11 protein-coding genes and 1 pseudogene are annotated in these 14,038 nt (G+C 65.7%); 4 read left to right on the top strand and 8 right to left on the bottom strand.

Features of this window, described 5'->3' with window-relative positions; translation table 11 throughout:
• Window positions 1-249 precede the first annotated feature (249 nt).
• The 3 genes and pseudogenes from AC1AYR_RS00845 to AC1AYR_RS00835 all read left to right on the top strand — a co-directional run bounded on the left by AC1AYR_RS00845 (window position 250) and on the right by AC1AYR_RS00835 (window position 2,264).
• Window positions 250-1,145 (top strand): annotated as a pseudogene (locus AC1AYR_RS00845) (ABC transporter permease).
• A 7-nt stretch (window positions 1,146-1,152) separates the two neighbouring features.
• Window positions 1,153-1,467: a hypothetical protein gene (locus AC1AYR_RS00840; RefSeq protein WP_476511063.1), complete on the top strand. Its 315-nt coding sequence runs from the start codon at window positions 1,153-1,155 to the stop codon at window positions 1,465-1,467.
• 155 nt (window positions 1,468-1,622) lie between these two features.
• On the top strand, window positions 1,623-2,264 hold the full coding sequence (locus AC1AYR_RS00835; RefSeq protein ID WP_476511192.1) for an ABC transporter ATP-binding protein: 642 nt from the start codon (window positions 1,623-1,625) through the stop codon (window positions 2,262-2,264).
• Between the two features lie 174 nt (window positions 2,265-2,438).
• Here AC1AYR_RS00835 and dnaE read toward each other — a convergent pair whose 3' ends face one another.
• Window positions 2,439-5,990: a DNA polymerase III subunit alpha gene (gene dnaE / locus AC1AYR_RS00830; RefSeq protein WP_476511064.1), complete on the bottom strand. Its 3,552-nt coding sequence runs from the start codon at window positions 5,988-5,990 to the stop codon at window positions 2,439-2,441.
• Window positions 5,991-6,208: 218 nt separating this feature from the next.
• Here dnaE and AC1AYR_RS00825 point away from each other — a divergent pair, with 218 nt between their 5' ends.
• Entirely contained in the window at window positions 6,209-7,312 is a 1,104-nt protein-coding gene (locus AC1AYR_RS00825; RefSeq protein ID WP_101622127.1) for a WYL domain-containing protein, read from the top strand.
• Here AC1AYR_RS00825 and AC1AYR_RS00820 read toward each other — a convergent pair.
• From AC1AYR_RS00820 to dusB, 7 genes are all read right to left on the bottom strand, one after another.
• Window positions 7,267-8,223, bottom strand: a complete 957-nt coding sequence (locus AC1AYR_RS00820; RefSeq protein WP_101622096.1) for an RluA family pseudouridine synthase — start codon at window positions 8,221-8,223, stop codon at window positions 7,267-7,269. The two genes, AC1AYR_RS00825 and AC1AYR_RS00820, sit on opposite strands and share 46 nt — an antisense overlap.
• Window positions 8,220-8,744: a signal peptidase II gene (locus AC1AYR_RS00815; protein WP_101622126.1), complete on the bottom strand. Its 525-nt coding sequence runs from the start codon at window positions 8,742-8,744 to the stop codon at window positions 8,220-8,222. The genes AC1AYR_RS00820 and AC1AYR_RS00815 overlap by 4 nt, the downstream gene beginning before the upstream one ends.
• A 26-nt stretch (window positions 8,745-8,770) precedes the next feature.
• On the bottom strand, window positions 8,771-10,162 hold the full coding sequence (locus AC1AYR_RS00810; RefSeq protein ID WP_476511065.1) for a DivIVA domain-containing protein: 1,392 nt from the start codon (window positions 10,160-10,162) through the stop codon (window positions 8,771-8,773).
• 151 nt (window positions 10,163-10,313) lie between these two features.
• Window positions 10,314-10,595, bottom strand: a complete 282-nt coding sequence (locus tag AC1AYR_RS00805) for a YggT family protein (protein ID WP_101622094.1) — start codon at window positions 10,593-10,595, stop codon at window positions 10,314-10,316.
• A 119-nt stretch (window positions 10,596-10,714) separates the two neighbouring features.
• Complete coding sequence (locus AC1AYR_RS00800; RefSeq protein WP_101622093.1) at window positions 10,715-11,224, bottom strand: cell division protein SepF; 510 nt, start codon at window positions 11,222-11,224, stop codon at window positions 10,715-10,717.
• A 39-nt stretch (window positions 11,225-11,263) separates the two neighbouring features.
• Window positions 11,264-12,631 (bottom strand): cell division protein FtsZ, encoded by a 1,368-nt coding sequence (gene ftsZ / locus AC1AYR_RS00795; RefSeq protein WP_476511066.1) that lies wholly within the window; start codon window positions 12,629-12,631, stop codon window positions 11,264-11,266.
• A 109-nt stretch (window positions 12,632-12,740) separates the two neighbouring features.
• Window positions 12,741-13,976, bottom strand: a complete 1,236-nt coding sequence (gene dusB / locus AC1AYR_RS00790) for a tRNA dihydrouridine synthase DusB (protein WP_476511067.1) — start codon at window positions 13,974-13,976, stop codon at window positions 12,741-12,743.
• Window positions 13,977-14,038: the final 62 nt, after the last annotated feature.

The following is a 14,038-nucleotide window of genomic DNA, read 5'->3' as shown; positions in this document are numbered from 1 at the left end:
GCGCTGTCCCTCGCCGACTACAGGAAATACGCGAAGGCATCCAGCGTGAACGTCGACACGTACTACACGGAGACCACGTCCGTGAACGGCACCGACGCGTTCCAGCCGGTCGAATCGACCACGTCGAACGAGGCGAACTCGACCGGCTCGTCCTCGTCGACCGGCTCGACCGATTCCTCCTCGGACGGCGGCGCGCAAGGCGGCGACGGTCAGGGAGGCCCGGGCGGCATGGGAGGCCAAGGCGGCGGCATGGGCATGGATTCCGGCGACTTCTCTCTCGTCGGATTCTCCTCCGACGAGGCCGTCGCCGCCGCCGCGAACGGCACATTCACGATGTCCAGCGGCAAGGTGTTCGGCTACGGCTCCTCCTCCGACGGCGAGGTGATTATTTCCAAGGCGCTCGCCGATTTCAACGGGCTCAAGGTGGGCGACACGATCAGCGTGGCCGATCTGTCCGGCGACGACACGACCTACGAGCTGACCATCGTCGGCATCTACAAGAACGCGACCTCGTCGAACACCGGCGCGAACGGCCCGATGGGCGGCACCTCCTCCGACCCGGACAACGCGATTTACACGTCGGTGAGCACGCTGAAGAAGCTCGGACTGTCCACCGAGTCGAGCGACTCCACCGATTCCACGGATTCCTCCTCCGGCTCCTCCACACAGACCTCCGCCTCCCGCACCCAACTGAGCTTCACCTACGTCCTGGCGAACGAAAGCGACTATGAGACGTTCGCGAAGGACGTCGAGAAAGCCGGATTGGACGACACGTACACCGTCTCCTCCGCGGACGTCGAGAACTACGAGTCCAGTCTCGTGCCGCTCGACAATCTCGCCAAGTTCGCGCTGACGCTGCTCGTCATCGTGCTGGCCGTCGGCGCGGTGGTACTCGTCGTCATCAACCTGTTCAACGTGCGCGAGCGCAAATACGAGGTGGGCGTGCTCACCGCCATCGGCATCCGCAAGTCTAAGGTCGCCGCCCAGTTCGTTCTCGAACTGCTCATCGTCACGATGATCGGCATCGCGCTCGGCGTGGCCGGCGGTGCCGCGGCATCGGTGCCCGTCTCGAACCAGCTGCTCGCACAGCAGGTCTCCTCGCAGGAGTCCCAGGCCTCGAACCGTCAGGCGCAGTTCGGCCGTGACGTGGATATGCCGGGAGCATCCGGAGAGTCATCCTCCTCGGATTCCGCATCCTCCGACTCCGACACGTCCGACTCGAAGAACGCCGACTCCGGTTCGTCGGATGCGCAGGCCTCCCAGCCGACGCGGGACGACGGCAACGGCGGTCCCGGCGGATTCTCCCGTGCGGTCGACTACGTGAGCGAGATCGACGCGACCGTGAACCTCAAGGTCGTCGCCCAGCTCGTACTCATCGGACTCGCGCTGACGCTCGTCTCCGCACTGGCCGGCATCATCGCCATCATCCGCTACGAACCGCTCCAGATTCTCGCCGACCGCTCCTGACCTCCATCCGAAAGGACATCATCATGACCGACGCAACCATCGACAAGACCACCACCGAAATCACCGACGAAACCGGCGCGGCCACCGCAACCACCGCAGCCACCACAACCGTCACGACCGAAGCCTCCGGCGACGCACCACGCACCGCGCTCGCCATGGATCACGTCTCCTACTCGTACACGAAAGGAGGCAAGAAGGTCGTCAACGATCTGAGCCGTGACTTCCACGCCGGAACCGTGACCGCGATCGTCGGCCCGTCCGGCGCGGGCAAGACCACCGTGCTCTCGCTGCTGTCCGGACTCACCTCGCCGACCGAGGGGCGCATCCTCCACGACGGCGCCGACCTCGCGAAGACGGACCGCTACCGGTTCCGCAGCCACGACATCGGCGTGATCTTCCAGAGCTTCAACCTGCTGCCGGCCCTGACCGTCGAGGAGAACATCACGCTGTCGATGGAGGCGTCCGGCAAGACGTTCGACAAGCCGAAGCACGACCTCGTCGTCGAACTGCTCGCCAAGGTGAGGCTCCCCGCCGAATACGCGAACGAACGCATCCTGCACCTGTCCGGCGGCGAACAGCAACGCGTGGCCATCGCCCGTGCGCTCGGCTACGATCCGGACATCATTCTGGCGGACGAGCCGACCGGCAATCTGGACATGGCCACGCAGGACGACATCATGGCGATCTTCCGCTCGCTCGCCCACGAGGAAGGCAAGTGCGTGATCATCGTGACGCACTCCCCCGCCGTCGCCGACCAGTCCGACGAGGTGTTCGAGCTCAAGCCGCTGCGGCGGTAGCCCGGCAATCACCCTCCGGCGCTAGGCGCCACCTCCCGCCGGCGGGAGGAAAACGGCGTACCCGGCATACCGGCAATTGTGGCGGACCCGGCCACCTCCCGCCGGCGGGAGGAAACGGACCAGGTACGCCCGGCGTTTCCCGACGTCACCCGCCAGCGGGAGGAAACGGCTACGTCAGGCGGCGGGCAGGCAGCCGGGGCCGAACAGGATCTTGAGTTCGGCGAACAGCGACGTGTCGCGTTTCACACGGAACCTGTCGCCGAACGTAAGGACCTCGGCCTTGCCGCCGTCGTCCACGATGGCGAGTTTCACCTCGCAGTATCCGGGATGATTGGTGAGTACCTGCCCGAGCTGCATGACGTGTTCGCGGTTCAACGCCACCTCGGGCAGCGTGATGACGACCGGGCGTTCGTCCTCCGCCTCCAGCGACGGTACGTCGAGTTCGGTGGCCCTGAGCGAGACGGCCTCGTCGCGCAGCTCCACCTGCCCACGCACCTGCACGACCTCATCCTGTTTGAGGCTCGGCGCGGCCGCCTCGTACACTTTGCCGAAGAACAGGCATTGGATGGACGCCTCCAGATCCTCGATGGTGACGAGCGCCCACGGGTTGCCCTTCTTGGAGACGCGCTTGTCGACCTTGGTGACGATGCCGGCGAGCGTGACCTGCTGGCCCTCCCCCATCGTCTTCGCCCGGTCGATGAGATGCGCGATCGACATCTCGCGCAGGCCGGCGAGCACGGCCGTCATGCCGGAGAGCGGATGGTCGGACACGTATAGGCCGAGCATCTCCCTTTCGAAGTTGAGTCGGGTCTTCTTGTCCCAGTCCTCGATGTCGGGAACGGTGACGTTGGCGTCGCCCATCGCCTCGGCGCCGCCGTCCTCGTCGTCGGAGAACAGATCGAACTGGCCTTCCGCCTGCTTGCGCTTCAATCCCACGACCGAGTCGATGGCGGTCTCGTGGACCTGGAACAGGGCGCGGCGGTTCGGGTCGATCGAGTCGAACGCGCCCGCCTTGATCAGGGACTCCACGAGGCGCTTGTTCAACGCGGTCAACGGCACGCGGCGGATGAAGTCCATGAAGTTCACGTATTTGCCGTGGCTTCCGGAACGTTCGGCGATGATGTCGTCCACCGCCTTGTCGCCCACGTTGCGAATCGCGCCGAGACCGAAGCGCACGACGTCGCCGACGGCCGAGTACGCGAGCTGCGACTCGTTGACGTCCGGGGAGAGCACCTGGATGCCCATGCGGCGCGCCTCACCCAGATACAGGGCGGTCTTGTCCTTGTTGTCCTTCGTGCCCTGAAGCAGCGCGGCCATGAACTCGACCGGGTAGTGGGTCTTGAGATACGCGGTCCAATAGGAGATCAGGCCGTAGGCGGCGGAGTGGGCCTTGTTGAACGCGTAGCCGGAGAACGGGACCAGGATGTCCCACACGGCCTGCGCGGACTCCTCCGAATAGCCGTGCTCCTTCATGCCGGCGAAGAACGGCACCTTCTCCTTGGCCAGCACCTCCGGCTTCTTCTTGCCCATCGCGCGCCTGAGCACGTCGGCCTTGCCGAGCGAATAGCCGGCCAAAATACGCGCGGCGGACTGCACCTGCTCCTGGTAGATGATCAGGCCGTAGGTCTCGTCGAGCACCTGCTTCAACGGCTCGTCGAGCTCCGGGTGGATCGGCGTGATCTTCTGCAGGCCGTTCTTGCGCTTCGCATAGTTGATGTGCGACTCCATCGACATCGGGCCCGGTCGGTACAGGGCGATCAATGCGGAGATGTCGTTGAAGTTGTCGGGCTTCAACATCTTGAGCAGCGAGCGCATGCCGTCGGAATCGAGCTGGAACACGCCGAGCGTGTCGCCGCGCGACAGCAGCTCGTACGTGGCCTTGTCGTCGAGCGGGATCTTCGTGTAGTCGATCGCCTCCTTGCCGTTGGCGACGATGTTCTTCAGCGTGTCCTGGATGACCGTCAAGTTGGAAAGCCCCAGGAAGTCCATCTTGACCAGGCCGAGCGTTTCGCACGTATGGTATTCGAACGTGGTCGTGACGGTGCCGTCCGTGCGTTCCAGCAGCGGCGACGTGTCGGTGATCGGCGCGCTTCCCATGATCGTGGCGCAGGCGTGCACGCCGGTCTGGCGAATCAGGCCCTCGATGGTCTTCGCCTTGTCGACGATCTGGTGCGCGTCATGGTCGGACTCGTACAGCTCGCGGAACTCGCGGGCCTCGGCGAAGCGCTTCGACGTGGGGTCGAAGATCTCCTTGAGCGACGCGTCCTTGCCGTTCTTCGACGGCGGCAAGGCCTTGGTGACCTTCTCGCCCATCGAGAACTCGTAGCCCATGATGCGCGCCGAGTCCTTCAGCGCCTGCTTGGTCTTGATGACGCCGTAGATCACGCACTGGGCGACCTTGTCGTGGCCGTATTTCTCGCCGCAGTAGTTGATGACGTCGAGGCGCCCGTCCGGGTCGAAGTCGACGTCGATATCCGGCAGGGAGACGCGTTCCGGGTTGAGGAACCTCTCGAAGATGAGGCCGTGCTCCAGCGGGTCGAGCTCGGTGATGCCCATCGCGTAGGCGACCATCGAGCCTGCGGCCGAGCCTCGGCCGGGGCCGACCATGATGTCGTGGTCCTTCGCCCATTGGATGTAGTCGGCGACGACGAGGAAGTAGCCGCAGAACTGCATCTGGCAGATGATGCCGCACTCGTAGTCCGCCTGCTTCGACACGTGTTCGGGCACGTTGCCGTCGTAGCGGCGCTCCAGTCCCTCCTCGACCTTCTTGAGGAACAGCGAGGCCTCGTCCCAGCCTTCCGGGCAGGGGAACTGGGGCATGAACGCGCCGTCCTCGTGGTCGTCGAAGATCACGTTGCAGCGTTCGGCGATCTCCAGCGTGTTGTCGCACGCCTCGGGGAACTCGCGGAACAGCTCGCGCATCTCGGCGGCCGGCTTGATGTAGTAGCCGGTGCCGTCGAACTTGAAGCGGTCCGGGTCGTCGAGGTGGGAGCCGGAGTTGATGCACAGCATCGCGTCCTGCGCCTCCGCGTCCTCGGCGTGCACGTAGTGGGAGTCGTTCGTGGCGAGCAGCGGCGCGTCCAGCTTCTTCGCGATGGTCAGCAGGCCGGAGGTGACCTCCTTCTCGATCTTGAGTCCATGGTCCATGAGCTCGATGAAGAAGTTGTCGCGGCCGAAGATGTCCTGGAATTCGCCGGCGGCGCGCAGCGCCTCGTCGAACTGGCCGAGGCGGAGCCTGGTCTGGATGATGCCGGACGGGCATCCGGACGAGGCGATCACGCCTTTCGAATAGGTGGCGAGCACCTCCTTGTCCATACGCGGGTAGCGCTGGACGCGGCCTTCGAGATTCGCCACGGAGGAGGCCTTGATGAGGTTGACGAGGCCTTCGTCGTTCTCCGCCCACATCGTCATGTGGGTGATGAGACCGCCGCCGGAGACGTCGTCGCGGCGCTGGTCCTCGGTGCCCCAATGCACGCGGGACTTGTCCTGACGCGCGGTCTCCGGCGTCACGTACGCCTCGATGCCGATGATCGGCTTGACGCCGTTGGCCACGCAGTTCGTGTACATCTCGTACGCGCCGTGCATGTTGCCGTGGTCGGTGATCGCCACGGCCGGCATGCCCAGCTCGGCCGTGTATTTGGCGAGATCCGGAATCTTGGACGCCCCGTCGAGCAGCGAATAGTGCGTGTGGTTGTGCAGATGAACGAAGTCTCCCGAATTGGCCATGCGCTCCACCCTACCGCACGCCCTGCTCAGTCCCGCCATGTCCGGTTCCGTCCATCCACGCGCACCACGCGCACCACATGCACCGTGGTCCCCCGCCTCTCCCGCGACGAACGGCGGACAGCGAACGCGCGTAGGATGGACAGTCGATGACGCTTGTTCGATGAAGGGAGCCGACAATGTCCCGCATGGCCGATGACGACCCGTCGCGGGCGTCCCGGATGTCTCAGGCGTCCCGGACGCCCCGGACGCCGACCGCGCAGATCGTGGTGGAGATCCTCGAACTGCTCGCCGCGCACACGGACCGCGAGCACGGACTCACCGCCGCGCAGATCGCGGCCAGACTCGGCGTGAACGAGAAGACCGTGCGCACACACCTGCGCGCGTTCGGCGACATGACCCCGCTCGGACGCAAAGTCGGTCATCTCGGCCGGGCCGACCTCGCGCATGCGGAAAGCGCCGACCCGCGCCCCGGCTGGTATATCGAACCGGTCTTCGACACCGCGCAGATGCGTCTGCTCACCGACGGCGTCATGCTCTCCCGGCCGGACGGCGAATATCTGCGCGACCTCATCGCCAAGATCTACTCGTTCGCCGGACGTTCCGGGCAGCTGCGCGGCCTGACGCGTCTCGACACGCCGAAGAACTACAACACCGAGTTCCTCAACAACATCGAACTGCTCAACGACGCGATCGCGCACGAACGCGCCATCACGTTCCACTACTGCACGTACGACATCGACGGCAGACTCGTCCCTCGCCGCGACGGCGACGGGACGATCCGCGAATACCACGTCGACCCGTACCATCTCATGTACAAGAACAACCTGTACTATCTGCTGTGCCACATGCACGTCTACGACGGACTGTCATATCTGCACGTGGACCGCATCCGCGACCTGAGGCTCGACGAGGCCGACCATTCGATCGTCAAACGGCTCGACGATTTCAGCGACGAGCCCGACCGCCCGTTCGATATCACGCATCACATGGCGCAACGTCCCTACCCGGTCAACGGTCCGGCGGTGCCGATCAGCATGCGCATCACCGGACCGTTGGAACCGCTCTACGACTGGTTCGACGACGCGGATGTGACGCGCGCCGGAACCGTGACGCGCAACGGCACGGCCCGTCCCGTGTACGAGGTGCATGTCGTCGCCAACGAGCGGGCGACGCTGTGGTGGGCGTTGCAGTACGCGGACGGCGGCGACATCGAAATCATCGCCCCGTCGTCCCTGCGCGAGCGTCTGCGCGAGGTGGGCGCGCGGCTCGCCGCCACCTATGCCACGACCGACGCCGCGGACGAATCGTCGCCCTGTGCGTGACGGACGCGCATCACGTCGAGCGCGTGCGCGAGATCGGCGGGATACTGCGAGGTGACGGTCGTCCACACGTGCGTGCGCGGATGGCGGAATTCCAATTGCATCGCGTGCAGCCACTGACGTTCGAGCCCGAGCTCCTCGGCCAGCACCGGATTCGCGCCATACATGTGGTCGCCGGCGAGCGGATGCCCGATGGAGGAGAAATGCACACGGATCTGGTGCGTGCGTCCGGTCTCCAGGTTCACGGAGACGAGCGTCGCCTCGGAGCCGAACCGCTCCATCACGTCCCAATGCGTGACCGCCGGCTTGCCGGCAGGCGTCACGCAGAACCGGAAGTCGGAGACCTTCGCGCGCCCGATCGGCGCCTCGATGGTGGCCTTGTCCTGTTTGAGCGACCCCTGCACGAGCGCATGATAGGTCTTGACGACCTCGTGTTCGGCGAACTGCCGGCGCATCTCCACATATGCGAGATCGGACTTGCATACGAGCATGAGGCCGCTGGTGCCCACGTCGAGGCGCGAGACGATGCCTTCGCGCCCGGCGGCGCCGTAGGAGGTGATGTGCACGCCGCGATCGCGCAGCGAACCGAGCACGGTCGGACCGGTCCAGCCGACGGAGGCGTGCGCGGCCACGCCGACTGGCTTGTCGACCACGACCACGTCGTCGTCCTCGTAGACGACGGCCATGTCCGTGGCGATCGGCTCCGGCACGTCGCGTTCTTCGACGAGATCGAATTCGACGGTCTCCCCCGCCTGCAGGATGCCGGATTTCGCGATGGAACGGTCGAGCACCTTCGCCTGTCCGGTGTCGATGAGCTCGGCGGCCTTCGAACGCGAGACACCGAGCATCTTCGAGACGGCCACGTCGAACCGTTTGCCGACGAGCGCGTCCGGCGCCGGCGCGAGGCGGCTCATGCGACGCCGCCTTCCGCATCGGAGTCGGACGCATGAGGCGCGTCGAACGGCACGTTGAGGAGGATCATGATCACGATGGCGATGCCGGCCACCATGAGGAAGATGTCCGCGACGTTGCCGACCGACCACCCGTAATTCAGGAAGTCGACGACCTTGCCGTCGAGGAAGCCTTCCGCGTAGACGACGCGGTCGATGAGGTTGCCGAACGCACCGGCGAACGCGAACGCGAACGCCACGGACCATGCCATCGACCTGGTGCGCCATGCGAGCACGACGAGCGCCACGCATGCGGCGACGGCGAGCAATGAGATCATCCACGTGGCGCCGGAGCCGAAACCGAGCGACGCGCCGGGGTTGCGGACCAGCGTGAACGACAGCAGACCGGGGATGACGCGCACGGTGCGGCCATCAGCCAATGCGGACAACGCCCATAGTTTCGTGAGCTGGTCGGCGACCAACGCGATGACGGTGACACAAGCAAAGACGGCCACGCGGATGCGCGGCCGTCCATGATGAACCATGTTCATACCGAGATGAGGACCTGCGATCAGTCGCCGGACTGCTCGGTCTGGTTGTAGGTGTTGTTGTCCGACACCTGGTTGACCAGCTGGCCGAGGAACTCGGTGAGGCGGGCGCGATACTCGGTCTCGAACTGCTTGAGGCCCTGAATGTTGCCCTCGATGGCCTTCGCCTCGTTGGTCAGGTTCTCGCGCACCTGGTTCGCGTAGTCATCGGCGGCGGTACGGGTCTTCTTGCCGTAGCCTTCGGCCTCGTTGCGGGTCTTCTCGCCGTAGGCGTCGGCTTCCTTGCGGGTCTTCTCGCCGTAGGCGTCGGCTTCCTTGCGGGTCTGCTTGCCGTACTCGTCGGCGGCGTTGCGGACCTTCTGGTCGTATTCGGCGGCACGGCGCTGGACCTCGGCCTCGTACTGGTCGGCCTCGTTGTGCTTGGCGCCGAGGTAGGTGTCGGCGTCCTGACGGGTCTTGACCGAGTAGGCGTCGGCGTCGGAACGGGTGCGCTTCGAGTAGGCGTCGGCATCGGAGTGGACGCGCTTGTTGTACTCGTCGGCCTCCGTGCGGGTGCGGTTGGAGTAGTCGTTGGCCTTACCGATGAGCTCGTTGTAGTCGTTCTGAGCCTTCTCGGTGACTTCCTTGGCCTTCGCCTTGCCCTTGTCCACGTACTGGTCATGCAGCTGCATGGCCAGGGTGAGCATGGCGGTGGCGCGCTCGGGCTCGCTGCCCGCACCGGCGGCGGCACCGGCGATCTTACGCAGGGAGCCGGTCTCGGTGTCGGGCTCGACCTTGGCGACCTGCTCGCGCAGCTGGTTCTCGCGCTTCTTGGACTCCTCGAGCTGACGGGTGAGCTCCTGCACCTGCTGGGCCTGCTGCTGGAGACCGGCGGCCTGCTGCTGGAAGGCGGCGATCTTGCGGGCCATGTCCTCGGCCTGGGCGCGGAAGTTGTCACGCTCCTTCTGGACCGCGGCGATCTGCTGGGCGACGGCATCCTGGTTGCCGGAAGCCTGCGCGGCCTGCGCGGTGAGCTGGTCGATCTGCGCGTTGAGCTGGTCGTTCTGGGCCTTGAGCTGCTCGTTCTGGGAGGCCAGCGTCTTGTTGGAGGTCTCCGCCTCGGCCAGCTTCGCGGCGACGGCCTGCGCCTGATCACCACCGGCGGCGGCCTGCTCGGCCGCGGCCTTGAGCTGGTTGTTCTCTCCCTGCAGCTGCTGCACCGTTGCATCGAGCTCGGAGATCTTCTTGTTGAGGGCGGTCACGTCCGGACCCAGCGCCTGAGTCGACTGGCCGGCGACGGCCTGCTTGCCGAGCGCCTCGACGGTCTCGGTGACCTGGTCGAGAAAATCGTCGACCTCGTCGACGTCGTATCCTTCCTTGAAACGCACCGTCTGGAACGTGCGCTCCCTGATGTCCTTAGGCGTCAACAGAGCCATAAATCTACACCTCGCTTTGGGGCTGTGCCTCGCTTACGTTGGTATCAACATATGACATTAGCACGTACCCCCAGCATTCACGCAGTTTTCCCGCGTTTATGGGATGTCCGACACGCGCTTTCGCGCTTCGGACATCCCGAATGCGAGGAACTCAGATGACCGCGCGCAGCACGACGAGGAGGAAGTACAGGACGATGAAGCTCATGTCGAGCGCGACGGCACCGAGACGCAGCGGCGGGATGTAGCGGCGCAGCCATCTCAGCGGCGGCTCGGTCACGGTGTACACGATGTTGATGAGCCTGGCGACAACGCCGCGCGGATACCAGCGCGGGGAGAGCACGGCAATCCAGTCGAGGATCATGCGGATGAACAGGATGGTGATGTACGCGTCGATCATGCCATCGACGATGCGCATCAGGATGAGGAACAGCATGCTTCCACCGTATCAACCCCGCTGGGAGCAACCTGTGTGTTCGCTGTGGACATAGCGAGACGCCCCGCGACCGACATGGCCGTGGGGCGTGGATTCGACGAAAGACTCGACGTCCGGAATCAGTCGGCGAACAGGTCGCGGGCACTGTTCGCGTTGGACGGCTCCTCGACCTTGATGTTCACCTGCGCGGGGCTGAGCAGGAACACGCGCGGTGTGACGCGTTCCATCGAACCGTGCACGCCGAACACGACGCCCGCGGAGAAGTCCACGATGCGGTAGGCGATGGCCTCCGGCACGCCGGTGAGGTTGAGCACGACGGGAATGCCGTCCCGAATGGCACGACCGACCATCTGCGCATCCTCGTAGGACTTCGGGTGGATGGTGGTGATGCGGCTGAGCCTGCCTTGGAACGGGCTCGCCGTACGCGAGCCGGACGCGGAAGACTGGCTCGGCGACGCCGTCGCAGAGACGACGGGCTTCGACGGCATCGGGGTCACCGTATGGTCGGAGTCGAACGAGCCCGAAGGCTCCGGCGTCTCCGGTTCCTCGTCGATGTCGAAGTCGTCATCGTTCTCGGACACGTCGGACATGCCCAGATAGGACATCGCGTTCTTCATGAACCCTGCCATGACTTAACCCTTTCTCGTCGTCGTTGCGTCGCCGTGCCGTCAGCGCAGGAAATCGGGGATGTCGAGATCCCCGGCCGGATCGTTCGCGTCGGGCGCGTACGGGTACTCCTGATAGGGGTTCTGCTGGTACGGCTGCTGGGCCGGCATGTTGCCGGTGGTCGGGGCGAAGGTGAACGGCGTCTGTGCGGGCTGCTGGGGCTGCGGGGCCACGGGCTGCTGGACGGGGACCGGCTGGGACTGCGGCTGCACGGCCGGCTGCACAGGGGCCGGAGCGGGCTGCGCGGGAGCAGCCGGAGCGGGAGCGGTCTGCTGAGGCTGAGGCTGAGTGGCGGCCGGCTGGGGCTGCTGGGCGGGCACGGCGGGCTGCGCGGGAGCGGCGTTGTGGGACGCGTGCGCCTGCTGGGCGGCGACGGCGAGCGGCTGCGCCGCGTTGGCCTTGGCGGCCTCCTTGGCGGTGTCGAAGCCGGCGGCGATGACGGTGACGCGCACCTCGTCGCCGTAGGCGTCGTCGAGCGCGAGACCCCAGATGATCTGCGCTTCGGGGTGGATGGCCTTGCGCACGAGCTCGACGGCCGCGGACGCCTCCTGCAGGCCGATGTCGGTCGGACCGGCGACGTTGATGAGCGCGCCGTGGGCGCCTTCGATGCTCTCCTCGAGCAGCGGCGAGCTGATGGCCAGCTCGGCGGCCTGGGTGGCGCGGTCCTCGCCGCGCGCGGAGCCGATGCCGAACAGCGCGGTGCCGGCTCCGCGCAGAATCGCGGTGACGTCGGCGAAATCGACGTGGATGTAGGAATTGGAGGTGATCAGATCGGTGATGCCCTGCACGCCGGACAGCAGCGCCGAATCGGCGGTCCTGAACGCGTCCATGATGGTGATGGAGCGATCCGACAGCTCAAGCAGTCGGTCGTTCGGAATCACGATGAGGGCGTCGACCTCCTGACGCAGGTTGTCGATGCCGAGTTCGGCGGACGCGGAGCGCTGCGGTCCCTCGAACGAGAACGGACGGGTGACGACCGCGATGGTGAGCGCGCCCTGCTGGTGGGCGGCGCGGGCGACGATGGGGCTGGCACCGGTACCGGTGCCGCCGCCCTCGCCGCAGGTGACGAACACCATGTCGGCGCCCTTGAGGGCCTCCTCGATGTCGGACTGGTGGTCCTGCGCGGCCTTCGCGCCCTTCTCGGGGTCGGCTCCGGCACCGAGCCCACGGCTGGACTGGTCGGACAGGGCGATCTTCACATCGGCTTCGGAACGCAGCAGATCCTTGGCATCAGTATTGACGGCGATGAACTCAACGTTCTGCATACCTTCGGCGATCATGCGGTTGACGGCGTTTCCGCCGCCGCCGCCTACACCGACGACCTTGATGTTGGTCTTGTCGTTGAACTCAGTCTGGGCGTTCTCGCTCACGTTTGGCTCCTGTCACTTCACGGTTACACCCTAGACTAGCGCAGGGCTACCCCGTATTGTGTGATATTTTCGCGCGTGTAGCGCGTATTTTACGGCGATGACGACGTTTTCAGTAACTGGCGTCCATGGGGTCGTCTCCGAAGAGCGTCTCACGCTCCTCATGGCTGGTGGTACGCGACTCGAGCCAGCCATACGGCAGATGCACCTTCTTGGCGAAGCGCACGCGTCCGCGCGGCTTGTCCACCACGCGCTCGGGGAATGTGACGGCCGGGTCGAGGCGCGCGATCTCGCGATCCACGTCGGCAAGCGACTCGCATTCCATGAACGCCTTGCGGGTGTTTCCCCCCACGGGGAATCCCTTGAGGTACCAGGCGATGTGCTTGCGCAGATCGTGCACGGCCATGCGCTCGTCGCCGTCGTAGAACTCGACAAGCAGCTCGGCGTGACGGCGGATCACGCGGCACACCCCTCCGAGCGTCGGGTTGAACCGCTCGTCCGACCCTGCGAAGGCGTGCCGGATGTCGGCGAACAGCCACGGGCGTCCCTGGCATCCGCGACCGATGGCGACGCCGTCGCATCCGGTCTCGCGGATCATCGCGAGCGCGTCATCCGCGCCCCAGATGTCGCCGTTGCCGAACACGGGAACGTCGAGTCGTTCCTTGAGCTCGCCGATGCGGCTCCAGTCGGAATGCCCGCCGTAGTATTCGGCGGTGGTGCGCGCGTGCAGCGTAACGGCCGCGCACCCCTCCTCCTGCGCGATATGGCCGGCTTCGAGGAAGGTCTCGTGATCGTGGTCGATGCCGACGCGGATCTTCGCGGTGACCGGGATGCCGGCCTCGCCGCACACCTTGACGACGCGGCGGATGAGGTCCGTGTAGATGTCGGTCTTCCATGGCAGGGCGGAGCCGCCGCCGCGGCGCGTCACCTTGGGCACGGGGCATCCGAAGTTGAGGTCCACATGGTCGGCCATATGCTCGTCGACGACGATTCTGGCCGCCTGCTCGACGATCGCCGGGTTCACGCCGTACAGCTGCAGCGAGCGCACGCGTTCCGTGGGCGCGAACCGGCATAGGCGCAGCGCCTTCGGGTTGCGGGCGACGAGCGCGCGTGCAGTGATCATCTCGGCGACGTACAGGCCGTCCGGCCCGTATTCCTCGCAGATCACGCGGAACGGCCAGTTGGTCACGCCGGCCATCGGCGACAGCACGACGGGCGTGGGCACGTCGATGTTCCCGATCCTCACCGGCGCGATGGCGGGAGCGGGCTCGCCGGCCGCGCGACGCGGCGCGTCCGTGCGCGGGTCGAGATCGTCCGTCTCATGCGGTGCGTTGATGATGGTTTCCATATGTCCTCTCGCTCCCGCTGGCGGGAGCTGTCGAGCCGTTCACCGGCATCCGGAACGACTAT

It is taken from the genome of Bifidobacterium sp. LH_417 (assembly GCF_056357035.1).
The sequence above is the reverse complement of the archived record's forward strand: the minus strand, read 5'-3'. Positions and strand labels throughout refer to the sequence as shown.

Excerpts from the sequence above, each read along its gene's own strand:
- AC1AYR_RS00840 (WP_476511063.1), top strand. The coding sequence starts at position 1,153 with ATGCCGGGAGCATCCGGAGAGTCATCCTCCTCGGATTCCGCATCCTCC.
- AC1AYR_RS00835 (WP_476511192.1), top strand. The coding sequence starts at position 1,623 with ATGGATCACGTCTCCTACTCGTACACGAAAGGAGGCAAGAAGGTCGTC.
- dnaE (WP_476511064.1), bottom strand. The coding sequence starts at position 5,990 with ATGGCCAATTCGGGAGACTTCGTTCATCTGCACAACCACACGCACTAT.
- AC1AYR_RS00825 (WP_101622127.1), top strand. The coding sequence starts at position 6,209 with ATGTCTCAGGCGTCCCGGACGCCCCGGACGCCGACCGCGCAGATCGTG.
- AC1AYR_RS00820 (WP_101622096.1), bottom strand. The coding sequence starts at position 8,223 with ATGAGCCGCCTCGCGCCGGCGCCGGACGCGCTCGTCGGCAAACGGTTC.
- AC1AYR_RS00815 (WP_101622126.1), bottom strand. The coding sequence starts at position 8,744 with ATGGTTCATCATGGACGGCCGCGCATCCGCGTGGCCGTCTTTGCTTGT.
- AC1AYR_RS00810 (WP_476511065.1), bottom strand. The coding sequence starts at position 10,162 with ATGGCTCTGTTGACGCCTAAGGACATCAGGGAGCGCACGTTCCAGACG.
- AC1AYR_RS00805 (WP_101622094.1), bottom strand. The coding sequence starts at position 10,595 with ATGCTGTTCCTCATCCTGATGCGCATCGTCGATGGCATGATCGACGCG.
- AC1AYR_RS00800 (WP_101622093.1), bottom strand. The coding sequence starts at position 11,224 with ATGGCAGGGTTCATGAAGAACGCGATGTCCTATCTGGGCATGTCCGAC.
- dusB (WP_476511067.1), bottom strand. The coding sequence starts at position 13,976 with ATGGAAACCATCATCAACGCACCGCATGAGACGGACGATCTCGACCCG.